The 25727-nt window shown below is 69.3% G+C and carries 19 protein-coding genes and 1 pseudogene; 12 read left to right on the forward strand and 8 right to left on the reverse strand.

Going from position 1 to position 25727, the window contains the following annotated elements:
- The first annotated feature begins 268 nt into the window (after positions 1–268).
- The 12 genes and pseudogenes from YU1_RS0101860 (at position 269) to YU1_RS0101915 (ending at position 19140) form a co-directional block, all read left to right on the forward strand.
- Positions 269–2533 carry an Orn/Lys/Arg family decarboxylase gene (locus YU1_RS0101860; protein WP_156921915.1) on the forward strand — a complete coding sequence of 755 codons (2265 nt, stop codon included), beginning with the start codon at positions 269–271 and terminating at the stop codon, positions 2531–2533.
- A 24-nt stretch (positions 2534–2557) separates the two neighbouring features.
- Complete coding sequence (gene adiC, locus YU1_RS27450; RefSeq protein ID WP_035713221.1) at positions 2558–4099, forward strand: arginine/agmatine antiporter; 1542 nt, start codon at positions 2558–2560, stop codon at positions 4097–4099.
- A gap of 126 nt (positions 4100–4225) precedes the next feature.
- Entirely contained in the window at positions 4226–5398 is a 1173-nt protein-coding gene (locus tag YU1_RS0101870) for a LuxE/PaaK family acyltransferase (RefSeq protein WP_029002628.1), read from the forward strand.
- Positions 5395–7929, forward strand: coding sequence for an acyl-CoA reductase (locus YU1_RS0101875; RefSeq protein ID WP_029002629.1), 2535 nt, complete (start codon positions 5395–5397; stop codon positions 7927–7929). The genes YU1_RS0101870 and YU1_RS0101875 overlap by 4 nt, the downstream gene beginning before the upstream one ends.
- A gap of 26 nt (positions 7930–7955) precedes the next feature.
- Complete coding sequence (locus YU1_RS0101880) at positions 7956–9224, forward strand: phenylacetate--CoA ligase family protein (RefSeq protein WP_029002630.1); 1269 nt, start codon at positions 7956–7958, stop codon at positions 9222–9224.
- Positions 9221–10732: a GNAT family N-acetyltransferase gene (locus YU1_RS0101885; protein WP_029002631.1), complete on the forward strand. Its 1512-nt coding sequence runs from the start codon at positions 9221–9223 to the stop codon at positions 10730–10732. The genes YU1_RS0101880 and YU1_RS0101885 overlap by 4 nt, the downstream gene beginning before the upstream one ends.
- Positions 10701–11990, forward strand: a complete 1290-nt coding sequence (locus YU1_RS0101890; protein WP_029002632.1) for an MFS transporter — start codon at positions 10701–10703, stop codon at positions 11988–11990. The genes YU1_RS0101885 and YU1_RS0101890 overlap by 32 nt, the downstream gene beginning before the upstream one ends.
- A gap of 360 nt (positions 11991–12350) precedes the next feature.
- Positions 12351–13682: an MFS transporter gene (locus tag YU1_RS0101895; protein ID WP_029002633.1), complete on the forward strand. Its 1332-nt coding sequence runs from the start codon at positions 12351–12353 to the stop codon at positions 13680–13682.
- A gap of 154 nt (positions 13683–13836) precedes the next feature.
- Positions 13837–14784 (forward strand): 5-dehydro-4-deoxyglucarate dehydratase, encoded by a 948-nt coding sequence (kdgD, locus tag YU1_RS0101900; protein WP_029002634.1) that lies wholly within the window; start codon positions 13837–13839, stop codon positions 14782–14784.
- 93 nt (positions 14785–14877) lie between these two features.
- Positions 14878–16326 carry an aldehyde dehydrogenase family protein gene (locus YU1_RS0101905; protein WP_029002635.1) on the forward strand — a complete coding sequence of 483 codons (1449 nt, stop codon included), beginning with the start codon at positions 14878–14880 and terminating at the stop codon, positions 16324–16326.
- A 55-nt stretch (positions 16327–16381) separates the two neighbouring features.
- Positions 16382–17923 (forward strand): annotated as a pseudogene (gene garD / locus YU1_RS27455) (galactarate dehydratase).
- A 128-nt stretch (positions 17924–18051) separates the two neighbouring features.
- Complete coding sequence (locus tag YU1_RS0101915) at positions 18052–19140, forward strand: lactonase family protein (RefSeq protein WP_245263201.1); 1089 nt, start codon at positions 18052–18054, stop codon at positions 19138–19140.
- A gap of 3 nt (positions 19141–19143) precedes the next feature.
- Here YU1_RS0101915 and YU1_RS0101920 read toward each other — a convergent pair whose 3' ends face one another.
- From YU1_RS0101920 to YU1_RS0101955, 8 genes are all read right to left on the reverse strand, one after another.
- Complete coding sequence (locus YU1_RS0101920; RefSeq protein WP_198018794.1) at positions 19144–19953, reverse strand: molybdate ABC transporter substrate-binding protein; 810 nt, start codon at positions 19951–19953, stop codon at positions 19144–19146.
- 10 nt (positions 19954–19963) lie between these two features.
- A complete protein-coding gene (locus tag YU1_RS0101925) occupies positions 19964–20704 on the reverse strand; it encodes an ABC transporter ATP-binding protein (protein ID WP_029002638.1) in 741 nt (246 codons plus the stop codon).
- Positions 20704–21525 carry an ABC transporter permease gene (locus YU1_RS0101930; RefSeq protein WP_029002639.1) on the reverse strand — a complete coding sequence of 274 codons (822 nt, stop codon included), beginning with the start codon at positions 21523–21525 and terminating at the stop codon, positions 20704–20706. The genes YU1_RS0101925 and YU1_RS0101930 overlap by 1 nt, the downstream gene beginning before the upstream one ends.
- Positions 21526–21527: 2 nt before the next feature.
- Entirely contained in the window at positions 21528–22517 is a 990-nt protein-coding gene (locus YU1_RS0101935; protein ID WP_029002640.1) for an ABC transporter substrate-binding protein, read from the reverse strand.
- Between the two features lie 31 nt (positions 22518–22548).
- On the reverse strand, positions 22549–23400 hold the full coding sequence (locus YU1_RS27460) for a hypothetical protein (protein ID WP_051356362.1): 852 nt from the start codon (positions 23398–23400) through the stop codon (positions 22549–22551).
- 204 nt (positions 23401–23604) lie between these two features.
- A complete protein-coding gene (locus YU1_RS0101945) occupies positions 23605–24396 on the reverse strand; it encodes a TOBE domain-containing protein (RefSeq protein ID WP_029002641.1) in 792 nt (263 codons plus the stop codon).
- A 78-nt stretch (positions 24397–24474) separates the two neighbouring features.
- Positions 24475–24840 carry a winged helix-turn-helix domain-containing protein gene (locus YU1_RS0101950; RefSeq protein ID WP_029002642.1) on the reverse strand — a complete coding sequence of 122 codons (366 nt, stop codon included), beginning with the start codon at positions 24838–24840 and terminating at the stop codon, positions 24475–24477.
- Positions 24841–25105: 265 nt separating this feature from the next.
- Positions 25106–25675, reverse strand: coding sequence for a DUF2478 domain-containing protein (locus tag YU1_RS0101955; RefSeq protein ID WP_029002643.1), 570 nt, complete (start codon positions 25673–25675; stop codon positions 25106–25108).
- Positions 25676–25727: the final 52 nt, after the last annotated feature.

Raw genomic sequence — 25727 nt, forward strand, 5'->3', positions numbered from 1 at the left:
CATGGACAAAGACGGCATACTAGACGTTGGCAACTGTTCCATTGCTTGATCTACCTCAATTTTCCGTCCACTTCGATCGCGTCGCCCACTTCGAATCTGCATTTCTCTGCGACGGAGCGCCCTGACCCAAGAAGATGGATGTACATTCGCGCCAATCGGGCTAGGCTCCGCGCCGGCGGTCGGAGACGAGTGGCCGAGCACGAGAGAATTCATCCGGCGCCACTGACCAACGGAGGCAGGGATGTCACGCTCACGGGAAGACCTTGGAATGCGGGCCCTGCTGGTTCATGGCGATCCGGCTGGCTCCGCCGCCGGGCGCGCCGCCCGGGCGCTCGCAGACCAGCTTCGCGACGAGGACGTGGACGTGGTGATCGCCGCTTCCTGCGCCGACGCCGCCCTCCTGTTCGCCAGCGATGCCTCGTTCCAGGCCGTTCTGCTGGACTGGGACGTGGACGGCGACCCCGACCACAAGGCGGCGCTGGCGGTCATCCGCTCGATCCGCGCACGCAACGTGGCGGTGCCGCTGTTCCTGTGCGCCGACCGCTCACTCGCCTCCACCATTCCACTCGACGCCATGGGACATGTGGACGATTTCGTCTGGCTGCTGGAGGATACCCCCCGCTTCATCGCCGGCCGCGTGGTCGCCTCGATCCACCGCTACCGGCAGCAGGTGCTGCCGCCCATGTTCAAGGGGCTGGCGCAGTTCTCGCGCGTGCACGAATATTCCTGGCATACGCCCGGCCACACCGGCGGCACTGCCTTTCTCAAGCATCCCGCCGGCCGGGCCTTCTTCGAATTCTTCGGCGAGAACATGTTCCGCGCCGACCTGTCGATCTCGGTGGGCGAGCTCGGCTCGCTGCTGGACCATTCCGGCCCCATCGGACAGGGCGAGAAATACGCCGCGCGGGTGTTCGGCGCCCATCGCACCTATACCGTGACCAACGGCTCCTCCACCTCCAACCGCGTCATCCTCATGGCGAGCGTGACCCGCGACCAGGTGTGCCTGTGCGACCGCAACTGCCATAAGAGCGCCGAGCACGCCATGACGCTCTCTGGCGCCATTCCCACCTACATGATGCCCTCGCGCAACGGCCTCGGCATCATCGGCCCCATCCCGCCCTCGAACTTGACGCCGGAGGCGGTGCGCGCCTCCATCGCCGCCAATCCGCTGGTCAAGGGCGATGTGGATCCGGCGCCGGTGCACGCCATCATCACCAACTCCACCTATGACGGGCTCTGCTACAATGTGACCCGCGTGGAGGAACTGCTCGGCCAGAGCCTGGACCGGCTGCATTTCGACGAGGCGTGGTACGGCTACGCCCGCTTCAACCCGATCTACAAGGACCGCTTCGCCATGCATGGCGAGCCGGGCGCGCACGATGCGTCGAAGCCCAGCGTGTTCGCCACCCAGTCCACCCACAAGCTGCTGGCGGCGCTCTCCCAGGCCTCTTTCATCCATGTGCGCGACGGGCGGCGGCCCATTGAGCATGCGCGCTTCAACGAGGCGTTCATGATGCACGCCTCCACCTCGCCCAATTATGCCATCATCGCCTCCAACGACGTCAGCGCCGCCATGATGGACGGCCCCTCCGGCAAGGCGCTGACCACGGAAAGCATCCGCGAGGCGGTGGCCTTCCGCCAGATCATGGCCCGGCTCCATGTCGAGTTTGCCGAGCGCGGCACCTGGTTCTTCACCACCTGGCAGCCGGACACGGTGAACGACGCCAAGACCGGCACCCGCGTCGCCTTCCACCTCGCCGACGAGACTCAGCTCGCCACCGACGCCGCCTGCTGGGTGCTGGCGCCGGGCGCCGCCTGGCACGGCTTCGAGGGGCTGGAAGACGGCTGGTGCATGCTGGACCCGATCAAGGTCTCGGTACTGACCCCCGGCATGTCGCCCTCGGGCGTGCTGGCCGACACCGGCATCCCGGCGGCCATCGTCACCATGTATCTGGACCGCCAGGGCATCGTGGTGGAGAAGACCACGGATTTCACCATCCTGTTCCTGTTCTCGCTGGGCATCACCAAGGGCAAGTGGGGCACGCTGGTGAGCGAGCTTGCCGACTTCAAACGCGACTATGACGCCAACGTGCCGCTGGAGCCTTGCCTGCCGGACCTCGTGGCGCTCGCGCCCGCGCGCTACGGCGCCATGGGGCTAAAGGACCTGGCGGACGAGATGTTCGCCGCCATGAAGGAGCTGAAGACCACCGCCGCCATGGCCGCCGGATTCTCGCAACTGCCGCAGCCGGACCTGTCCCCGGTGGAGGCCTATGAGCGACTGGTGCGCGGCGCGGTGGAGACCCTGACGCTCGACGAGATGGCCGGCCGCACGGTGGCCACCGGCGTCGTACCCTACCCGCCGGGCATTCCCCTGCTGATGCCCGGCGAGAATGCCGGGCCGGCGGACGGCGCGGTGCTCGGTTATCTGAAGGCGCTGGAAGCGTTCGACCGCCGCTTCCCCGGCTTCGGCCACGACACCCACGGCGTCGAGGTGGACGAGGGCGTCTACCGCATCATGTGCATCCGGAACTGACCGCAAGCGGAAAGGGAGGTTCAGATGGCCGACGCGACTGCCGCAGCTGTTCCAGCAAGCATCGCTCCAGCGAGTGCGCCCAAGAAGATCGGCCTCGTGGCCGCCACCCTGATGGTGGCCGGCAACATGATGGGCTCGGGCGTGTTCATGCTGCCCGCCAACCTCGCCGCCACCGGCGGCATCGCCATCTTCGGCTGGCTGGTCACCATCACCGGGGCGGTGGCGCTGGCGCTGGTGTTCGCCAAGCTTGCCTCCATCGATCCCGCCGCCGGCGGGCCCTACGCCTATTCCCGCCAAGCGTTCGGCGACTATATGGGCTATCAGACCAACCTCATCTACTGGCTCGCCAATGTGGTGGGCAACGTGGGGCTGGCGGTGGCGGGCCTCGGCTATCTGTCGAACTTCTTCCCCGCGCTCAAGGACCCGCTGATCTCGGCGCTGGCGCAGATCGCGCTGGTCTGGTTCTTCACCTACGCCAACATCCTCGGCCCGAACGTGGTGGGGCGGCTGCAATCCTTCACCACCTCCTTCGCGCTGGTGCCGATCCTCGGCATGGCGATCTTCGGCTGGTTCTGGTTCTCCGGCCGCACCTATGCGGAAGGCTGGAACGTCTCCGGCCAGGGCACCTTCCCGGCCATCGGCGCGACGCTGAACTTCACGCTGTGGGCCTTCATCGGGGTGGAGACCGCCTCGGTGTCCGCCGGCGTGGTGGAGAACCCCCGCCGCAACGTGCCCATCGCCACGGTGTTCGGCGTGGTGCTGGCGGCGGTGTGCTACGTGCTCTCCTCCACCGTCATCATGGGCATGATCCCCAACAAGGCGCTGATCGCCTCCTCCGCCCCCTTCGCCGACGCGGCGCGGATCGCGCTCGGCGACACGGCGGCGAACGTGGTGGCCGCCTGCGCCGCCATCGGCTGCCTCGGCTCGCTGGCCGGCTGGACGCTGCTGGTGGGCCAGACCGCGAAGGCGGCGGCGGACGACGGGCTGTTCCCCAATATCTTCGCCCGCGTCAACGACAAGGGCGTGCCCTCCATGGGCCTTGCCATCGTCGCGGTCATCATGAGCCTGCAGGTGCTCGCCACCATGTCGCCGACGGCCAGCGAGCAGTTCGGCAAGATCGCCTCCATCGCCGTCATCATGACGCTGCTGCCCTACATCTACTCGGCCATCGCCCTGAAGGTGATCGGCTACAAGAAGATGCCGCACGGCGAATACGGCCTCTACACCATGATCTCGCTGGTGGCGGCGGTCTATTCGCTGTGGGCGCTAGTGGGCTCGGACGGCAACCAGACCCGCTGGTCGCTGATCTTCGTCATCTCCACCATGGTGTTCTACGCCCTGGCGCTGAACCACAAGCGCGACGTGGAGGACGGCACCGTGCACACCGGCGGCGCGGCGCCCCGCTGGGTGCGCTACGTCACCCTCGCCGTCACCATCCTCGCCTTGGCCGGCATGTTCTGGGAATCCGTCGGCAAGCGCCGGGCGGACGCGCTGCACACCCGCTCGCCCGCCCCCATCGTGGCGCCGGGCCAGACGCCGCCCCCCCCGGCACCCGGCGGCTCCTGAGCCGGCGAAGCGCGCCCGGACATCCCGGGTGCGCGGCCTCCACGGCCGGGCACCCGCCCAGTGTTCAAGCCGGGCGCGTTAGGGTATCACGATCCCGAACAGTGACGTGTTGCGGGGGTGGTCCGGGTGTCTCTTCCCAGCTTACTGGTGCCGCCCGAGCCGGCCCGCCTTGCCGCCGTCGATGCTCTTTGCGCCTGGCCGCATCCCTATGACGTGGGAGCGGAGCAGGACCGCCTGTTCGTCGCCGGCATGCGCGAGATCGTCGCCTGGCATCAGGAGCGCTCGCCCTTCTATGCCGGCCTGATGGCCCGGCGCGGCTTCACGGCGGACCACATCGTGGACGTGGCGAGCTGCGCGGACATCCCCGCAATCCATGCCAATTTCTTCAAGACCCACGAGGTGCTGTCGATCCCGAAGGATCAGGTGAGCACCCACCTCACCTCCTCCGGCACCACCGGCCAGCGCAGCCAGATGTTCTTCGACGACTGGTCGCTGGGCTCGGCCCAGCGCATGGTCGCCTTCACCTTCCGCCATTACGGCTGGGAGACACCGGAGCAGCCGACCAATTATCTGCTGCTGTCCTACGAGCCCGTCGCCGGCATGAAGATCGGCACGGCCTTCACCAAGAATTTCCTGCTGAGCTTCGCCCCGCCGGACCGCATCGCCTATGCCTTGCGCGCCACCGGGCACGGCCACGAGTTCGACCCGTTCGGCGCCATCCGCGCGTTGCAGGAGTTCGCCGACGCCGGCCTGCCGGTCCGCATCTTCGGCTTTCCCGCCTATCTGCATTTCATCCTGGAGCGCATGGCCGACATGGGCCTGCCGCCGCTCGCCTTGCCGGAGGGCTCGCTGGTGTTCCTCGGCGGCGGCTGGAAGGGGCATGCGGACAAGCAGATCCCCAAGCGCGAGCTCTATGCCCGCATCACCGCGCAGCTCGGCATCCCCGACGCGCGCTGCCGGGAGAGCTTCGGCTCCACCGAGCATTGCGTGCCCTATGTGGAATGCGCCAACCACAATTTCCACGTGCCCGCCTGGTCGCGCGTATTCATCCGCGACGTGCGCACGCTCGATGTGGCGAAGGATGGCCAGACCGGCTTCCTGCACTTCGTCTCGCCCTACATCACCTCGGTGCCGGCCCACAGCGTGCTGATGGGTGACCTGGCGGAGGTTGGCCACGGGGCAGCCTGCGGTTGCGGCCTCACCACGCCCACCCTGCGCATCGCGGGGCGCGCCGGCACGTCGCGCAACCGCACCTGCTCGCTCGCCGCGGCCGAACTCCTGAAGAGGACCGCGGCATGAACCGCAGGCATCTCTGGCGCGGCGAATGGCTCGCTGCCGATCTCGACACCGATCTCGACACCGCCTTGGCCGGCCTCGGCGACACGCTGGACACGGACCTCTCCGCGACGCTCGACACCGGCGTGTTGCTGCGCGCCGCCGACCGCTTGTCCGCCGCCATCGCCAGACGCGCGCATCCTGAGCTCTCGGAAGCGTTGGCGGAAGCCGGCTATAGCGCCGAGCAGGCCGACCGCGTGCTCGACCGCGTGGCGGGCTTCCTGTCCTGGGACAGCCTCTCGGCCAAGCTGAGCCGAGAGCTGGGCGCCGACGACCCGGCCATGCTGCGCCGCTTCGATTTCTCCCGCCCCATCTTCGAGGGCTGGGCGCCGCTCGGCGTGCTGATGCACGTGGCTGCCGGCAATGCGCCGACCGTCGCGCCGCTGAGCGTGGTGGAAGGCCTGCTCACCGGCAACATCAACATCCTCAAGGCCAGCAGCTCCGACGGCCCGTTCGCCGAGTTGCTGCTCAAGGCGCTGGTGGACGCGGCGCCCGACGGCGCATTGAAGCCCTTCGTCTATTCGCTGCGCATCCCCTCCAGCGACAAGGCCCGACTGACGACGGTCCTGAACCTCGCCGACGGCGTCGCCGCCTGGGGCAGCGAGGAGGCGGTGAACGCCATCCGCGCGCTCGCCCCCTCCTCCGCCCGCATCGTCGAATGGGGCCACAAGATCTCCTTCGGCTATGTAACCCCTGCCGCCGCCGCGGATCCGGCAGTGCTCGCCGCCATGGCGCACGATGTCTGCCTCAACGAGCAGCAGGCCTGCGCCAGCCCGCAATGTCTCTATCTGGAGGTGGAGGACGGCGAGGACGTGCAGGCGGCGCTCAATGCCTTCGCCGGCCGCTTCGCCGCCGCGCTGGGCGAGGTTTCCGGCCGCACGCCCGCGCGCCTCGTGCCCGGTCCGCAGGAACAGGCGGAGATCACCACCGCCTGCGAACTGGTGCGGCTGGGCGCCGTACTGGGCGAAGGCGACATCGTGGAGGCGCCGGACGGCAGTTGGCGCCTGCTGCTGGATTACGCCGCGCCGCTGCGCGCCTCGCCTCTGTTTCGCACGCTGTGGATCAAACCCATGGTGCGCGCCCGCCTCGTCGCCACGCTGCGGCCGCTGCGGCCCTATCTCCAGACCTGCGGCCTCGGCTGCGCCGCAGGCGAGCTGGCCGCGCTCACCAGCCTCTTGACCAAGGCCGGCGTCTATCGCGTCACCCCGCCCGGGGGCATGCTGGACGGCTACATGGGCGAACCGCACGACGGCGTCTATGCGTTGCAACGCTACAGCCGCCGGGTCTGCCTGCGCGCGCCCGAGCCGCTGGTGGCGGGCATCGCCGCCTTCGGCGACTTCGTGCCCGCCCCGCCGCCTGGCCTGCTGCCCCACACGCCGGTCCTGACCAAGGAAGCGTTCCAGGCCCGTCCGGTCCCGGAGAAGGACGCCCATCTCTATTTCCGCAGCGGCGGCAGCAGCGGCGCGCCCAAGCTCTCCGTCTTCAGCCATCACGATTACGACGGCCAGATGAGCGCCGCCGCCGAGGGCCTCTACGCTACCGGCCTCGACCCGGCCACCGACCGGGTGATGAATTTGTTCAAGGCCGGCTATCTCTACGGCGGCTTCGTCAGCTTCTTCTCCATCCTGGAGCGGATGAAGGCGGTGTGCTTCCCCATGGCCTCCATCGACGAGCTGGATCAGGTAGTGCAGGCCATCGCCGACTACAAGGTGGACACGCTCATCGGCATGCCCGGCTATCTCATTCGCCTGTTCCGCGAGCAGGGGGACGCTCTGAAGGCCTATGGCGGGGTGCGCAAGATCTTCTACGGCGGCGAGCATTTCAACGAGGCGCAGAAGGACTTCCTGCGCCGCGACTTCGGCGTCCACACCATCCGCTCGGCGGTCTATGGCAGCGTGGATGCCGGGCCTCTGGCCTATGCCTGCCCCCATTGCGACGGCGGCGTCCATCACGTGATGTCGCGCACGCAATTCCTGGAAATCCTCGACCTCGATGGCGACCGGCCGGTGGCGGACGGCGCGGTGGGGCGCCTCGTCTTCACCTCGCGGCTGCGCCACGGCCAGGGGGTGGACCGCTACGAGATCGGTGATCTCGGCCGCTGGGTGGCGGAGCCCTGCCCCTGCGGACGGGCGGCGCCGCGCTTCGAGCTGATGGGCCGCCATGGCGACGTCTTCCGTATCGGCATGAAGTTCCTCAACTATCGCAAGATCGCCAATCTGCTCGCCGACCACGGCGGCTATGCCGGCGAATTGCAGGCCGTGCTCGACTGGTCCGGCGGCAAGGAGCGCATCGTGCTCCGGGTGGACGAGGGCAGCGGGCTCGCCCCGGCCTCCGTCGCCCCCCTCCTGCTGGAGCGCTATCCGGAGCTGCGCGAGGCGGTCATCAAATATCACGTCCTCGATCTGGCGGTGGAGCCGGTGGCGCCCGGCGCCTTCGAGCGCATCGCCGGGAGCGGCAAGCTGCGCATGGTGATCGACCGCCGGCAGACGGCCTGAAACAGCTAAGGTCCGAGGTTCTTCCCATGACCACCTATCCCTTGCCGACCGTCGTCGCGGTCGCCCGCACCCTCTCGCCTTACTACCGCAAGCTCTATGCCGGGCTGCCGGACACCGGCTGGGCGCTGGCGGACCTGCCGGTGGTGGAGCAAGCCGCCTTCTGGGACCCCGCCGTCCCCATTGAGGCGCAGCTCACCGGCCCGCTTTCCGACGGCATCGTGTTCAAGAGCGGCGGCACCACCGGCAGCCCGAAATTCTCGGTGTTCACAGCCGAGGAATGGACCGCCTTCGTCTCGGCTTTCGGCGAGAGCCTGACTGCCAACGGCCTGCACAGCGGCATGCGGGTGGCCAATCTGTTCTATGCGGGGGAACTCTACGCCAGCTTCCTGTTCCTGCACGATTCCCTGCGCCAGGCGCTGTCGAACGTGGTGGAATTTCCCATCTCCGGCCAGGCCGATCTCGCCTTCATCGCGAAGTCGCTGAAGGACTTTTCCATCGACGTGGTGCTCGGCGTGCCGACCACCATCCTCAAGCTTGCGGAACTGGTGCGCGAGACCGGCATGACCGGCCTCAAGGTGCAGCGCATCCTCTATGGCGGCGAGGATCTCTATGACGACCAGCGCGCCTTCATCGCCAGCGTGTTCCCCGGCGCGCACATCACCTCGGTCGGCATCGCCAGCGTCGACGGCGCGCTGATCGGCTATTGCGACCCCACCTGCGGGCCGCACGAGCACCGCGTCTTCGGCCGGCACACCATCGTCGAGATCGTCGACGACGCTACAGGCCTGCCGATCGAGGCGCCCGGCCAGGAGGGCCGCGTGCTGCTGACCAATCTCACGCGCCTGCTGATGCCCATCATCCGCTATCCCTCGGGCGACCGGGCGCGGTGGATCGACCCGCCCGGCACGGAGGACCGCCGCTTCCGCCTGCTGGGGCGCTCCGACGACGGCGCGCGCATCGGGCCGATGACGCTCTATGTGGAGGACGTCCACCATGTCCTCGAACCCTATACGGAGCGGGCCGGGATCAGCGGTTTCCAGTTGGTCGTCACCCACCAGGGCCGCCTCGACCGCATGACGCTGCGCATCGGCACCGGTGATCCGGCTGCCGCCGCTGCCCATACCGCACAGATCAGCGCCGCCATCTATGCGGCACGCCCCATGTTCGGTGAGCTGCTGCACAAGGATCTCGTGCATCCGCTGGAGGTGGAGTGGGTGAGCGGGCGGGAACTGGAGACCAACCCGCGCACCGGCAAGCTGCGCCGCGTCATCGACCGTCGGCAGGACGGGGCATGAGCGCCCTGCCGCACGACTGGGACCCCAACCAGTACCGCTTGCTGCTGCCGAGCCGCCTGGACGCCGTTCCGGCGGCCCTCGCCTTCGTGCGGGCGGTGGCCGAGGACGCCGGTTTTCCGGAGGCGGAGCGGTTCCAGATCGAGCTGGCGACGGAGGAGGCGGCCAGCAACGCCGTCAAGCACGCCTACCGTCCGCACGAGCACGCCTGCGTCGAGATCACCTGCCGCACCACCGCGCTGGGCCTGGAGATCCGCGTCCGGGACGAGGGCCGCCCGTTCGATCCGGACACGGTGGAGCGGCACGATCCGGCCAAGGCGACGGAAAATGCCATGGGCCTCGGGCTCGGCGTATTCCTTATCGAGCACATGATGGACAAGGTGCAGTTCCGCAACCTGGGGGCGGCGGGCAAGGAAGTCCGCCTCGTCAAGTTCCGCCCGGCGGTGGCCATCGAGCGCCCGGTGCCTCCGCCGGAGGCCAGCGCGCCCGCTGCGCCGGCCGACACCGCGCCGGTTGAGCTCTCCATCCACCCCATGCAGCCGGACGAGGCCATCAAGGTGGCCCAGTGCGTCTATGAGGCCTACGGCTATTCCTACGTCTACGAGCACGTCTATTTTCCCGACCGCATGGTGCGGCTGAACGAGAGCGGGGAGATCTGTTCGCTGGTGGCCACCACGCGGGACGGCGCGGTGGCCGGCCATGCGGCGCTGGTGTTCGGCGAGGACCCCAATCTGTGCGACCTCGCCATCTGCGTCACCCTGCCGGAATTTCGCGGCCGGCAGGTGGCGCGGCGGCTTGCCGAGGAACTGATCGGCTACGCCCGCAGGCGCGGCAGCAAGGCGGTGTTCATCGAGCAGGTGACCTCGCACCCCTTCACCCAGCGCTTCGCCAGCCGCCTCGGCCTGCGCGACTGCGCGCTGCTGCTGGGGCTGGCACCCGCCACGCTTTCGTTCCGCGGCATCGCCGAGACGCTGGGCCACCGGGAATCCATCGTCCTCGGCCTGCTGCCGGTGGCCGAGCGGGCCGACGTGCCGGTGATCCATCCTCCCGGGCACCATGCCGAAATGGTGGAGCGGCTCTATGCCGGCCTCGGCTGCCCCTTCGGCCGCGCCGCGCCGGATGCCCCGATCCTGCCGCCGAGGCGGGAGCAGACCACGCTCGGCGTCGCCATCAGCGGCAATCTGGCGGTGGCGACGGTCGCGGTGCAGACCTATGGCGCCGATTTGAAGCAGCGCGTGCTGCACGAGACCAACCAGGCGCACCGCGCGAAGGCCGAAGTGGTGGTGCTGCATCTGCCGCTGGAGCAGCCGGAGGCCGCCTGGGCGGTGCCGGTGCTGGAGGAAGCCGGCTTCCTGTTCACCGGCGTCCTGCCGCGCACCAGCGGCGGCGACACGCTGATCATGCAGCATCTGCTGGGCACCGTGCTCGACTACGACGCCATCTGCGTGGAGTCGCCCATCGCCCGTGATCTCCTGGCCTATGTCCGCGCCCGTGACCCGGCCAGCGTCTGACCCCCAGCCCGCGCGCCGCCTCGCGGTCCTGCGCGACGGCAATGCCCGCCTCCTGGTGAGCGGCCAGCTCGCCTCGCAGGTCTGCGACCGCATGGCGCTGGTGGGCATCCTGTGGTTCCTCACCGCCACCGCGGGGGAGGTCCTCGTCCCCTGGTACATCGCCGCCGGCGGGCTGCCGCACCTCGTGCTCACATGGCGCTCGGGCCGCGTCATCAATGCGTTGGGCGCCCTGCGCGTGGTGGTCTGGGCGGACCTGCTGCGCGGCGTGCTCTATCTCGCCGCCGCCGGGCTGGTGGGCCTGCTGCCGCACGGCGCCGACATCGCCGTGCTGTTCGCGCTGACCCTGCTCGGCAACATGGGCGCGGCGCTGTTCAACCCGGCCATGCTGGCGCTCCCTGTGCGCCTCGCCCCCACCGGCGCCTACCGGCCGAACCAGCTCACCGCGCTGCTGAACTCCTGCGTCGCCACCGGCAACATCCTGGGCCCGGCGCTGGCCGCGCTGGTCTACAAGGCCGGCGGGCTCGACGCGGTGCTGGCGATCACCGGTGCCGCCTATCTGACGGCAGGCACCATCGAACGGCTGGTCCGCATGCCGCCCCGGACGGCGGAGGCCGCGCCACGCCCGGCAGGCCAGGCGGCGGCCGGCTTTGCTCTCGCCCGGCGCTACCCGCTGGTGGGTTCCATGCTGGCCGTTCTGCTGGCCATAAATCTGTGCCTCGGCCCGATCACGCTGTTCATCCCGCTGTTCGCCAATACGGAGTTCACCGGCGGCATCGACGCCCTCGCCTGGCTGCAATCCAGCATGGGCGCGGGCATGATCGCCGGTAGCCTCGCCATGGCCTCCCTGACGCTTTCGGGATCGCGGCGGGTGCGCATCGCCGTGCCGGTGGTGCTCACCGCCGCCTGCTATCTCGGCTTCACCCTCGCGCCCTCCCTGCCCGTCGCCTGCCTGCTGCTGGTGGGGCTGGGCCTTGCCATGTCGGCGGGCAATGTGGGTATCATCGGCGTGTTCCAGAGCGAGCCGGACGAGGCCGACGTGCCGGCGGTGATGGCGACCGTGAACCTCATCGGCGTCGCCTCCCTGCCGGTGTCCATGGCCGCCATGGGGGCGCTGATCACCCATGTGCCGGCCACCTCCGTCGCCATCGGCTGCGCCGCCACGGCGCTCGCGGTCTCCTTCCTCACCCCCTTCATTCCGGGACTGAACGAGACACCGGAACCCCGCGCGGAAACCCGCTCCGGCAAGACCCGCCTCTGAGCCACCTCACGGAGCCGTACCGGCCCGCTTCCTGCCGATAACATGACCTTACGTCATGTTATCGATGCAAAAATTGACATGATCGATGCTCGATTTGCGGCTGAACGGTATCTCCATCTGAGTATCGTGCCAGCTAGCGATTTTGGACTTTCCCGACGACGGCCGATCCACGGCGCCTGTGCCGCTGCGGCGCCGCCCCACCTCCGGCCCGTGACACAGCATTGAACCGGCAGGTCCCGCCGGACAGCCTCAATACGAAGGGACGGCGCGCCGCCAGCGCTCGAACGCCGTCTCTCGTCTCGCCAAGAACAATCCGGCCCGGTCCACGGGTCGGGAGGAAACCCAACAGGGAGACAGGCCGTGGCCATCTCGACAGCTTACGCCGCGCAGGCGCGCAGCCGCGCGCGCTATTGGATCGTATTCGTCATCTTTGCCGTGACGGTCCTTAATTACGCCGACCGCGCCATCATCTCCATCGCCGGCGCGCCGCTAGCCAAGGAATATGCCATCGACCCGGTGTCGATGGGCTATATCCTCTCCGCCTTCAGCTGGTCCTATGTGGCTGCGCAGATCCCCGGCGGCTGGCTGCTGGACCGCTACGGCACCAAATGGGTCTATGCCGGCAGCATCTTCTTCTGGTCTCTGTTCACCTTCATGCAGGGCTGGGTCGGCTTCTTCGGCGCCGGCAGCGCCATCATCGCCCTGTTCGCCTTCCGCTTCGCGGTCGGCATAGCGGAAGCCCCGTCCTTCCCCGGCAATGCGCGTATCGTCGCCGCCTGGTTCCCCACCGCCGAGCGCGGCAAGGCCTCGGCCATCTTCAACTCGGCGCAGTATTTCGCGCCCGTGCTGTTCGCCCCGCTGACCGCCTGGGTCACCCAGGAATTTGGCTGGCGCTACGCCTTCATGGCCATGGGCGTCATCGGCATCGTCGCCGTGGCCGTCTGGAGCAAAGTCATCTACGGCCCCAACGAACATCCCGGCGCCAATGCGGCGGAACTCGACCACATCCGCGAGGGCGGCGCGCTGATGGAGATGGGCGCGGCAGCCAAGACCGGCGAAGCGGCTCCCGTCTGGGGCTACGTGCGCCAATTGCTCGCCAACCGCATGATGCTCGGCATTTATCTGGCGCAATACTGCATCAACGTCATCACTTACTTCTTCCTCACCTGGTTCCCCATCTACCTGGTGAAGGATCGCGGCATGACCATCCTGAAGGCGGGCATGGTGGCCTCGCTGCCGGCGCTGTGCGGCTTCATCGGCGGCGTGCTGGGCGGGGTGATCTCCGATGCCATCCTGCGCCGCACCGGCTCGCTAACGCTGGCCCGCAAGGTCCCGATCATCGGCGGCATGCTGCTCTCCATGTCGATCATCGGCTGCAACTACGTGCAGACCGAAGCCTTCGTGGTCGGGCTGATGGCGCTCGCCTTCTTCGGCAAGGGCATCGGCTCGCTCGGCTGGGCGGTGGTCTCCGACACCTCGCCGAAGCAGATCGGCGGCCTCTCCGGCGGCCTGTTCAACACCTTCGGCAACATGGCCGGCATCACCACGCCCATCATCATCGGCTACATCGTGCAGGGCACCGGCTCGTTCAACGGCGCGCTGCTGTTCGTCGGCCTCAACGGCTTCGTCGCCCTGGCCGCCTATCTGGTGATGGTCGGCGAGATCAAGCGGGTAGAACTGAAGACCGCCTGAGGCGCAGCCCGCGCCCGGCCCCCCGGGACGCGGGCAACCAATCCCGAAAACGCATCAATCAATGCCGGGTTTGATCTGAAATTGCATCGATCCAGCAGTACCACAGTGAACCGATCCGCGCCCCGAGGCGGCGCCCAAGGCTTAAGGACTTGAGATGAGCAAGATGACCCCGCGTGAGATGGCGCAGACCCTCGGTTCCGGCCTGCTCTCCTTCCCGGTCACGCCGTTCAACGCCGACCTCTCGTTCAACGAGGAGCAGTATCGCGCCAACATGGACTGGCTGTGCGGCTATGACGTCGCCGGCCTGTTCGCCGCCGGCGGCACCGGCGAGTTCTTCTCGCTGACGCCGGCCGAAGTTGAGCGCGTGGTCACGGTCGCCGTGAACGAGACCCGCGGCCGCGTGCCGGTCCTCGCCGGCGCCGGCTACGGCACCGCCATCGCCAAGGATCTCGCCGCCGCCGCCGAGCGCGCGGGCGCCGACGGCGTGCTGCTGCTGCCGCCCTATCTGGTCAATTCCGAGCAGGAAGGTCTGATGGCCCATGTGGAGGCGGTGTGCGCCGCGACCAAGCTCGGCGTCATCGTCTACAATCGCGACAACGCCATCCTCACCGAGGACAGCGTCGCGCGCCTCGCCGAGCGCTGCCCGAACCTCGTCGGCTACAAGGACGGCATCGGCGACATCGAGCTCATGGTGCGCATCCAGTCCAAGCTGGGCGACCGGCTGACCTATGTGGGCGGCCTGCCCACCGCTGAGACTTTCGCCCTGCCCTATCTGGAGATGGGCGTGACCACCTATTCGTCGGCGGTGTTCAACTTCGTGCCGGAATTCTCCACCTCCTTCTACGCCGCCGTGCGCCGGCGCGACCGGGAAGCGGTGGCCGCCGGCCTGAAGAACTTCATTCTGCCCCTGCTCGCCATCCGCAACCGCAAGAAGGGCTACGCGGTCTCCATCATCAAGGCGGGCATGAAGGTCATCGGCCGCGACAGCGGCGCGGTGCGCCCGCCGCTCACCGACCTGACGGCCCAGGAGACGGCCGAGCTGACCGCCCTCGTCGCCGCCCTGCCCGCCAGCGGGCTGACCGCGCGCGCCGCCGCGGAGTGAGGCCGGCCGCCGGCAACGGAGCACGGTCCCGCCAGCCTGCGTTCCACGCCGGCGGGGCGTGTTCTCCTCGGACTTGAGAGACGGGAAGCGATCATGGGTGACGTGGCGTTCAATTTCATTGCCGGCGAGTGGGTCGATGGCGCTTCGGTGACGAAGAACATCAATCCCTCCGACACCAGCGACGTGGTGGGCGCCTATGCCCAGGGCTCGCGGGCGGACGCCGAGCGGGCCATCGCCGCGGCGCAGGCCGCCGCGCCGCGCTGGGCGCGCTCGACCCCGCAGGAGCGCCATGACGCGCTGAAGCGGATCGGCGACGAAATCCTCGCGCGCCGCGAGGAACTGGGCCGCCTGCTCTCCCGCGAGGAAGGCAAGACCCTGCCCGAAGGCATGGGCGAAGCGGCGCGCGCGGGGCAGATCTTCCTGTTCTTCGCCGCCGAGACCTTGCGCCTTGCCGGCGAGAAGCTGGCCTCCGTCCGCCCCGGCCTTGACGTCGAGATCACCCGCGAGCCGATGGGCGTGGTGGGCATCATCGCGCCGTGGAACTTCCCCATCGCCATTCCCGCCTGGAAGATCGCCCCGGCGCTCGCCTATGGCAACACGGTGGTGTTCAAGCCGGCGGACCTGGTACCGGGCTCGGCCCATGCCCTGTCCGAAATCATCGCCCGCGCCGGGTTGCCGGCAGGTGTGTTCAACCTCGTCATGGGGCGCGGCTCGGTGGTCGGGCAGGCCTTCCTGGAGAGCCCGGCGGTCAACGCCATCACCTTCACCGGCTCGGTGGACACCGGCCGCAAGGTGGCGCAGGCCTGCATCGCCTCCGACCCGATGAAGAAGTTCCAGCTGGAGATGGGCGGCAAGAACCCGCTGGTCGTGCTCAACGACGCGGACCTGGCCGTGGCGGCCGAATGCGCCGTCAACGGCGCCTTCTATTCCACCGGCCAGCGCTGCACCGCCTCCTCCCGCTTCATCGTCGAGGACCGCATCCACGATGCCTTCGTGGACGCCGTCACCGAGCGGCTGAAGGCGTTGAAGGTGGACAATGCCCTCGACCCCGCCACCCAGATCGGGCCGGTGGTGGACGAGAAGCAGCTTGAGCAGGATCTCAATTATATCGAAATCGGCCGCGCCGAAGGCGCCAGGCTGCACTGGGGCGGCGAACGGCTGAACCGGGCGACGCAGGGCTTCTATCTCCAGCCCGCTTTGTTCACCGAGGCCACGAACAGCATGCGGATCGCCCGCGAGGAGATCTTCGGCCCGGTGGCCGCCACCATCCGCGTGAAGGATTACGACGAGGCACTGGAGGTCGCGAACGACACGCCCTTCGGCCTGTCGTCGGGCATCGTCACCACCAGCCTCAAGCATGCGAGCCACTTCAAGCGCAACAGCGAGGCCGGCATGGTGATGGTGAACACGCCCACAGCCGGCGTGGACTATCATGTGCCGTTCGGCGGCCGGAAGGGCTCAAGCTACGGCGCCCGCGAGCAGGGACGCTATGCGGCGGAGTTCTACACCATCGTGAAGACGGCCTATACCAACGCCGGCTGAGCCGGCTGCGCGCCAAAAGCAAAGAACAAACGCGCGCATCAGGGAGGATATGAGGATGACGTACCAGGCCGCCGGCGGGGTCGAGGCGCCGCGCACCATCAAGGTCCACGAGACCGACAACGTCGCCATCGCGGTCAACACCTTCGGCCTCAAGGCGGGCATGACGCTCGCCGACGGCACGATTGTCATCGACTTCGTGCCGCAGGGCCACAAGGTGGCGCTGGCCGACATTCCGGACGGCGCGCCCATCCTGCGCTATGGCGAGGTGATCGGCCGGGCTATCGGCGATATCAAGCGCGGCGCGTGGGTGGAAGAGTCCCGCGTCGCCATGCCGGTGCCGCCGGACCTTGCCTCCGTCGAGCGGTCCACCCGCGTGCCCGCACCTCTGCCGCCGCTGGAGGGCTATACGTTCGAGGGCTTCCGCAATCCGGACGGCTCGGTGGGCACCAAGAACATCCTCGCCATCTCCACCAGCGTCCAGTGCGTCGCCGGAACGCTCGACTTCGCCATCAAGCGCATCAAGGACGAACTGCTGCCGCGCTATCCCAATGTGGACGACGTGGTAGCCGTCACCCATGCCTATGGCTGCGGCGTCGCCATCGGCGCCCCGCAGGCGGTGGTGCCGATCCGCACCCTCCAGAGCCTTGCCCGGCATCCCAATTTCGGCGGCGAGGTGATGATCGTCAGCCTCGGCTGCGAGAAGCTCCAGCCCGAGCGCCTGCTGCCCGAGGGCAAGGAGGGCATCGTCCGCCTCCAGGACGAGGCCTTCCACGGCTTCGAGGCGATGATCGGCGCCATCCTGGAGATGGCCGACGCGCGGCTGAAGGTGCTGAACGCCCGCACCCGCGAGAGCGTGCCCGCCTCCGAGCTGGTGGTGGGCCTGCAATGCGGCGGCTCGGACGCCTTCTCCGGCGTCACCGCCAATCCGGCGCTGGGCTTTGCCGCGGATCTGCTGGTGCGGGCCGGCGCCACCGTCATGTTCTCGGAAGTCACCGAGGTGCGCGACGCCATTCACCTGCTCACTCCCCGCGCCGCGACGCCGGAGGTAGCCGACGCGCTGATCCGCGAGATGGCCTGGTACGACGATTATCTGGCGCAGGGCGGCGCCGACCGCAGCGCCAATCCCTCCCCCGGCAACAAGAAGGGCGGCCTCGCCAACGTGGTGGAGAAGGCGCTGGGCTCGGTGGCGAAGTCCGGCACCAGCGCCATCGCCGGCGTGCTCGCGCCCGGTGAGCGGGTGAAGGAGAAGGGACTGATCTTCGCCGCCACCCCGGCCAGCGACTTCGTCTGCGGCACGCTCCAGCTGGCCTCCGGCATGACGCTCCAGGTGTTCACCACCGGCCGCGGCACGCCCTACGGCCTGGCGGCGGCCCCAGTCATCAAGGTGTCCACCCGCACCGACCTGGCGCAGCGCTAGCACGACCTGATCGACCTTGACGCAGGGCGCATCGCCACCGGGCAGGCCTCCATCGAGGAGGTGGGCTGGGACCTGTTCCGCCTCATGCTCGACGTGGCGAGCGGCCGGGTGAAGCCATGGTCCGACCGCTGGGGCCTGTTCAACGCGCTGACGCTGTTCAACCCGGCGCCCATCACCTGATTCCGGCCCGCGACGCGGGCCTTCACGGCATCTGAAAACCCGCCGGAGCGCGGGACCGCGGAGCGGCGCGACGGCCGCCCCGCGAAGCGCGGGCGCACGCCTTGCGTCCAGCATGGGAGGGAAGCAGCATGACACTCAGGATCGCGATGGCCGGCGTTGCCGTGGCAGGCGCCGTGTGGGGCAATATGAGCGGCGCGGTGGCCGGAACCTTCGTCTATGTCTCCAATGCGGACAGCCGCGAGATTTCGGTGCTGTCGCTGGATGAGCGCACCGGCGCGCTGACGCCGGTGGCCACCACGCCCACCAAGGGCGCGGTCATGCCGCTGGCGCTCTCGCCCGACCGCCGGCATCTCTACGCCTCGCTGCGCTCGGAGCCCTATTCGGTCAGCACCTTCGCCGTCGATCCGGCGACGGGCACGCTCACCGAGCAGAGCACCGTGAAGCTGCCGGACAACATGGCCTATCTCTCCACCGACGCCACGGGCCGCTTCCTGCTGAGCGCCTCCTATACGGGCGACAAGATCGCCATCAACCCCATCGGGCCGGACGGCCTCGCCGGCGAGACGCCGGTGCAGGTGGTGCCCACCGGCAAGAATGCCCACGCGATCCGCGTCGATCCTGCGAACACGCACGTGCTGGCGAGCAATCTCGGCAGCGACGTAATGCTCCAGTTCCGCTTCGATCCGGCCAGCGGGCAGGTTTCGCCTGGCACGCCGCCCGCGGTGGCGACCGCCAAGGGCGCGGGGCCGCGCCATTTCGTGTTCAGCCCGGACGGGCGTTTCGTCTACGGCACCAACGAACTGGATGGCACGGTGAACAGCTATCGCTATGACGCGGCGGCGGGCACGCTGGCGCTCATCGGCACCGTCAGCGCCGTTCCGCCGGACTTCAAGGGCGGGGCGCCCGCCACCGCCGACATCCACCTCACGCCGGACGGCGGCCTGCTCTATGCCACCGAGCGCACCTCCAACACCATCGCTGCCTATCGCGTGGACGCGCAGACCGGCGCGCTGACGCCGGCCGGCAATTTCGCCACCGAGACCCAGCCGCGCGGCTTCGCCATCGACCCCCTGGGCCGCTACCTGATCGCCGCCGGCCAGAAGTCCGGCTCGGCCACGATCTACGCGATCAATCCCGAGAGCGGCGCGCTGGCGCCGCTCGGTCGCCAGCCGCTGGGCAAGAACCCCAACTGGGTGGAGATCGTCACCCTGCCCTGACGATCAGGGCTGCGCGAGGGAGGCGAAGCCCCACTTCGCCAGGATCGCCTGGCCCGGCTCGGACACGATGAAGAGCGCGAAGTCCGCCGCCGCCGGCGGCGCGCCCTTCATCACCACCAGCCCATAGTCCGCCGTGGTGGCGAGCGGCGCGGGCAGGTCCACCACGGTCAAAGGCGCGCCGTCGGAAGCCGCCCTGGCCGTGGTGCAATAGGCGATGAACAGGTCGGCCTTGCCGGTCTCGATCATGTAGGGCACCGCGCTCTTGCCCGCCGGCACCACCTCGGAATTCGGCCCGCCGACCAGTTGCAGCGCCTTCTCCTTCAGCGCCGCCCCGGCGCCGGGGCGTAGCGCGTCCGCCTTGTCGAACATGGCCCAGGTATAGTCGCCCGAGGGATCGGACTTCGGCGTCGAGGTGCCGAGCCGCACGGCGGGATCGAGCGCCTTGTCGAGCACGTTGCCCGGTGTCAGCCCCAGCGCCGGCTTGGCGATGGCGCAGAGGCGATTGCCGGTGAAGCGCACCACGACGGGGGCCGCCCCCTCCGCGACCAGCTTGCGCGGGTGGCCCATGTCGGCGGAGGCGAACACCTGCCCCGGCTCGCCCTTCTCCAGCCGCTCGCGCAGCAGACCGGACGGGCCGAAGGTCCCGCGCACCTCGGTGCCGGTGGCCTTGGTGTAGGCGGTGGCCACCTCGCCGAGCGCGCCGGACAGGCTGCCCGCCGCATAGAGCGCGACCTCCTCCGCGCGCGCCGCCACCGGGGCGGCCAGCAGGGCGACCGCGCAGGCGGCGCGGATCATTGAACGGGCAGACGGCATCAGTCTCTCCTCACCCCGCATGCGGGGACAGTTCCGTAAGCCCCGCCAGGACGGGGGCGATGTCGGGGCGGCGGGCGAAGGCGGCCGCCGCCTGCCAGATGTCCGCCCACGCCGCCACCGGGCGCTGGCCGATGGCCGCCGTGATGCGGGCCGGGCGGCCCGCCAGCACCAGGATGCGGTCGGCGAGCCGCACCGCCTCGGTCAGGTCATGGGTCACGAACAGGGCGGCGACGCCGGTCTCCACTACGAGGCTGCGGGTCAGCGCCTGCATGTCGCGGCGCAGGCCAAGGTCGAGCGCGGCGAACGGCTCGTCCAGCAGCACGAGATCAGGCTCGACGACGAAGGCGCGGGCGACGGCGACGCGCGCCTTCATGCCGCCCGAAAGCTGGCCGGGACGCTTCGCCAGGTCCTCGGCGCGGAAGCCGAGGCGGGCGAGCCATCGCCCGGCCCGCACGCGCGCGTCCGCGCGCACCACGCCGTGCGCTTCCAGCGGCAGCCCCACGTTGTCGAGGGCGCTCTCCCAGGGCAGCAGCCGCGGATCCTGGAACACCATGGCGCAGCGCCTCGCGCGCCGCGCCACGTGACCGCCGGTCGGTTCCAGCAGGCCGGCGGCAAGCCGGAGCACGCTCGACTTGCCGACGCCGGAGGCGCCGATCAGTACCACCAGTTCGCCGCGCCCGATGCAGAGATCGACACCGCCCAGCACCGGCTGCCCGCCGACGCTCCAGGACACCCTCTCGAAGGCGAGCATCAGCGCTCCCCCTCACGCAGCAGGCTGGCGCCGGCGCAGGGCGGCGCGGCGACGGGCGCGGATACATCCGTCTGGCCGGAGATCCAGCGGCGCAGCGGCCCCAGCAGGGCGGCGTCGGTGATGAGCAGCAGGATCACCACGAGCACGATCCAGGCCATGGCCTCCGGCAGGTCCAGATGGGCCCGCGCGGTTGCGAACCCGCCCCCGATGCCGCTGCCGTCGCCCAGCACCTCGGCGGTGAGCGCCACCTTCCAGGCGATGGCGAAGGCGGTGGACAGAGCCGGCGCGATATGCACCGCCAGCTCCGGCAGGATGATGCGAATCAGTCGCGTCCGGCGCGGCAGGCGGAACACCCGCGCCATCTCCACCAGCGCCGGATCACGGGCCCGCATGCCCTGCAACGTGGCGGCGAAGATGATGGGCAGGGTGGCGATGGTCACAGTGAACAGCAGCGCCGTGACGCCGACGCCGAACCACAGGAAGGCGAGCACGATCCAGGCAATGGGCGGCACGCCCAGTATGGCGGTTGCGCTGGGCGCCAGGGCCGCGCCGACCGCACGCCACAGGCCCCCGGCCAACCCTAGCAGCAGGCCGATGCCGCCCCCCAGCGCCGCCCCCCCGACCGCATGCAGCAGCGTCGCGCCCGAGGCCCGCACGGCGCTGCCATCGGCGATGAGCCGCAACAACGCGGCGCCGGTCTCGACCAGAGAGGGCAGCACAAAGGGGCCTGAGCGCCAGTTCACCAGCGTCCATCCGAGAGCCAGCAGCGCCAGCCCCGCCGCCCCCCACGCCGTGTCCGCTCCAGGCAGGAAACGGCGCACGCTCACAGATCCAGATAGAAATCGTCGGGCGGCAGGCGCCCGCCGACGGCCTCCGGCTCCAGCGCCAGCAGGGTGGAATAGAAGTCCACCAGTTCCGCCTTGGCGGCCTTGGCCGACACCACGTCGATGCTGAAGCGCGGCAGCGCCTTCTCGAACACCTGCGGGCGCATCTCCATGGTGCGGGCGGCGAGCTTGGCCGCCGCCGCCGGGTCGGCGAAGACGCGGTCCTTCGCCGGAACGAGGCCGCGCCGCAAGGCATCGACGACCTCCGGAGAGGTGTCGAGCAGGCTGGCGTGCAGGGCAATGCCGGCCATGGGAATGCGCGCCTTCGGCTTGTGCTGGCCCCACACCTCCGAAAGGTCGAACGCCCGGCGCAGCGTCACGCCCTGCTGCATGGCCATCATGATCGCCGCCGTGGCCGGAGGCTCGGAGAGGATGGCCGTGGTCGCCTTGCCGGCAGCGAGCATCTGCGCCGCTTCCATGGGCGTCTGCACATAGGTGAGCGTCATGTCCTTGTCCGGGTCCATGCCCTCCATCTTGGCGATGGCCCGAAAGGTCAGGTCCGGCATGTCGTGCCGGAAGAAGCCCAGCACCGGCTTGCCGGCCAGATCCTTGAACGAGCGGATGCCGGCGTCCGACGTCACCACCGAGAGGTGCCCCATGCCCAGGATGCAGAGCATCTTGAGCGGCATGCCGCGGGCGGCGAGGTTCGCCGGCACGTGGGAGGGGGTGGAGAACAGCTTGGTCTGACCGGAGACGATGCCGGCGCGCAGATCGTCCGTGGTGCGCCACAGCCGGAAGGTGGCGCCCGGGGCCGCCTCCGCGAGGCCGCCGGATTCGATGAACTCCACCAGCACGATGGTGGAGCCGTTCGGCGCGCCGAGGATTTCGAGCTTCGGCGCCGGCGCCGCCGGCAGGCGCCGTGGCATCAGGCCGGCGGCGGCAGCCGCCGCCGAGCCGGCCAGGAGGGAACGGCGGGACAGGAAGGTCATGGGAAACTCCGCGCGGCGGCAGACATGAGGGTCAGCGGTCCTGATCGGCCGTGGCGAGGTGGTGCGCGGCGGCGCGCACGGTGCCGGCGGCGATGGCCCGCCCGCGCTCGTCCATGCCGGTCCAGCAGGCCTGCCAGCGGTTGCGGGGGTCGATCTCCAGCAGCTTGACGCCTTCGGGAACCTCCACGCCGTCGCGCACCAGGCCGCGCAGCACGCCGTCGAGCGGGGCGACCACCGGATTGCGGTCGAGATAGCCGACCACCATGTCGCGGAAGATGCGGGTGCCGATGGCGTGCGGCGTGCGCCACCGCCCCGACAGGCCGGAATAGACGAACCGCTCGCCGCCCTTGGTCCCGAGCTTGCGGGCGACCCGGTCGGGCGCGGCGGTCTCGCCGCGTTCCAGCACCGCGCCGGCCCGTTCCGGATGGGTCTCGATGGCCACGTGGCAATTGCGCGCCACCGCGAAGCCTGGCCCGATGCCGATGGTGACGGAAGCGAAATGGCGCAGGTCCGCCTTCGCCGCATATTTGTTGAGACGCGCGTCCACCAGCAGCGCGAACGGGGCGATGACCATGAGGTCAACAAGTCCCATGCGGGTGATCGCCAGCCGCTCGCCGCCGGCGAGAACGGAGAAGATCTCCCAGACCCGCTCCACCGGCTCGGCGGCCACGCCGTCCACGCTCGCCGGATCGCCCCACAGCGCGTCGTGGAACGCCATGCTGCGCCGGATCACCGGCAAGGCTGCGTCATGGGAGAGGATGACCCGGTATCGGGCACGGTGCAGATGCACCCCGATGGCCGAGGCGATCTCGTTCGTGCCCAGCACGATCGCCACCGGGGAGCGATCCCGGAGATAGGCTTCCGCAAGCGATGCGCCGTCCATGATCCCCTCATTATGTAATTCGATTACATTTTGAGTTGGAAAGCAATGTTCGCGCCAACTGATTTCAGCGCCATCCCGCGGCATTTGGGCCAAGCGGCGGCGTGAGAATGGCCCGATGCCTACATAACGCTGTCGGGGTCCGCGGCCCCTGTCCGGAACCCGACAGGCGGTGGCCGGTGGGGGGCGATCGGCCCGCGGCGGGGATCAATCCACCGCGAGGATCACATGGTCGGGATCGAAGGTGGCGACGGCACGGTCGCCCTCACCGAGGCCAGCTGCCTCGGCGCGGCGGCGCGGCACCACGGCGGTAATGGTCTTTCCGCCGCCGATATCCAGCTGGATCTCGCTGTTCACCTCCGCATCGGTACGCGAGACGACAAGGCCGTCGAATCGGTTGAGCGCATCGGCGGGAACCCCATCCGGCGGGACGACGTGGACGAAGGACGCCTTCACCAGCGCCAGCACGCGCCGGCCCGGCCGCAGATCCAGTTCCTCGACGGCGGAATTGGTGACGATGGCGAGCAGCGAGATCGTCTCGCTGACCTTGAGCGTTACTTCCACATCCACCGGCCAGCGGCGCACGTCGACGATCTCGGTCTGGAACATGTTGCGGGCGGAGATGCGCACCCCCACGGTCCACAGCAGGGTTTCGCCCAGCCCGTCGAGCCCGTCCTCGGCGATCAGGCTGGAAATCTTGGCGAGCCGGCCCTCCAGGCGGTGGAAGGTGGCGATCAGCCGGCGCCCCTCATCGGTGATGACCGCGCTGCCGCCGGCGCGGCCGCCGGCGCGGGTCACGAAAGCGGGCGTCGGCAGAAGGTTGTTGATGGCGTCCACCGCCTCCCAGGCGGTCTTGTAGCTGAAGCCGGTGGCCTTGGCCGCCTTGGTGATGCTGCCGTGCTCGGCCACCGCTTCCAGCAGGCGGATGCGCTCGCGCCCGGCCAGCAGCCGGCCGTCGCTTTTGAGGGCCAGGAAGGCATCGATCTTGGTCTGCGACACGCTGCGCCATCACCTTCCTGCCAGGCCGCGAGCACCGCCCGCGCCCGGCATCCCGTCCGGCGACACCGGACGGCCCCTCTAGACGCCGGGCTCCGCCCCGTCCTCCCGGCGTTCCACCTCCACCTGCAACGCCGCCATATGCTCCCGCGCCACGTCGGACACGGCGCGCTCGATGGCACGGAAGCGCGAGATCAAGGCAAGGCCGAGCGGGGTCAGCGTCGCGCCGCCCCCGTGCCTGCCGCCGATCTGGCGGATGGCCACCGGCTTGCCGAAGATCTGGTTGGTCTCTTCCACCAGTTCCCACGCCCGCCGGTAGGACATGCCCATGGCACGCCCGGCGGCGGAGATGGAGCCGAGCGAGGCGATCTTTTCCAGAAGCTCGATCTTGCCGGGACCGATCCGCCCGCCCGGCTCAAGGTCGATGCGCAGGCTCAGCGAGGCCATGACGCCCCCCGGCCGCTGTGCCCGGACAGGACAAGCGCGGGTGCCGGATGCGCTGCGCCCCGCCCGCCTCCGGCGGCAATGCCGACATCCCCAGTGATCGTTTCATTCTTGACGTGCCGGGTCGAGGACCGGCCACCCCCGCGACGCGGCGGGCGATGGCGCCTGTCCTGAAAAGCGATATGCACTTTTCATCATAGCGACGGGCGAAGCGGCCCGCAATCGCGGCCACCGTGTGCGCGAGAGGGCGCGGACCTGCGCCGTGGCGCTATTTGACGCGCTCGCAATAGCTCGGCTGGGGCAAAGCGCCGGCCGGGCGGGAGACGCCGGCCCACCATGCCTCCAGACTGCCGCGCGTGCAGTCCAGCTTCACGAACAGGCCTTCCGAAAACCGCAGCCAATCGGCGAACCGCGCCTGCGGCACGGGCAGCAGCACCGGCACATCCCGCGACACCGCCTCGGCGATCACCCGCAGCAGGCCGCCGCCGGAGCGTTCGGCGGCCCCATAGCGATTGAGGACCAGCAGGTCCGGCCTCTGCCGCTCGGCTTCAAGCAGCCATGCCTCCGCATGGACCAGCGCACTGGACCATGCGGCCGAGGCGTCATGGTCCCGCGTGCCGCAGCGGGGAATGGCGAGGGTGGCGCCGTCCGGCACGAAGACGAGCCCGTCGGCCGCCCCTTCCCCGCCACGGCTCTGCAACACGCCGACCGCGTTCACCCCGCGCGTCCGCAGGTCGGCGGCGAAGGCCGCCAGCAGGCGATCGGGGCTCTGGTCGGTGCCATAGACCAGTGCGGCGATGTCGCAGTCTGCGTCCTGGGCCATGCGAAACGCTGTCATGGTCGGCTTTCCGGGCCTGAGGCCCATGGCAGTGGACGCGTGGCGGGATCGG

Source organism: Azorhizobium doebereinerae UFLA1-100 (assembly GCF_000473085.1).
GTDB lineage: Bacteria > Pseudomonadota > Alphaproteobacteria > Rhizobiales > Xanthobacteraceae > Azorhizobium > Azorhizobium doebereinerae.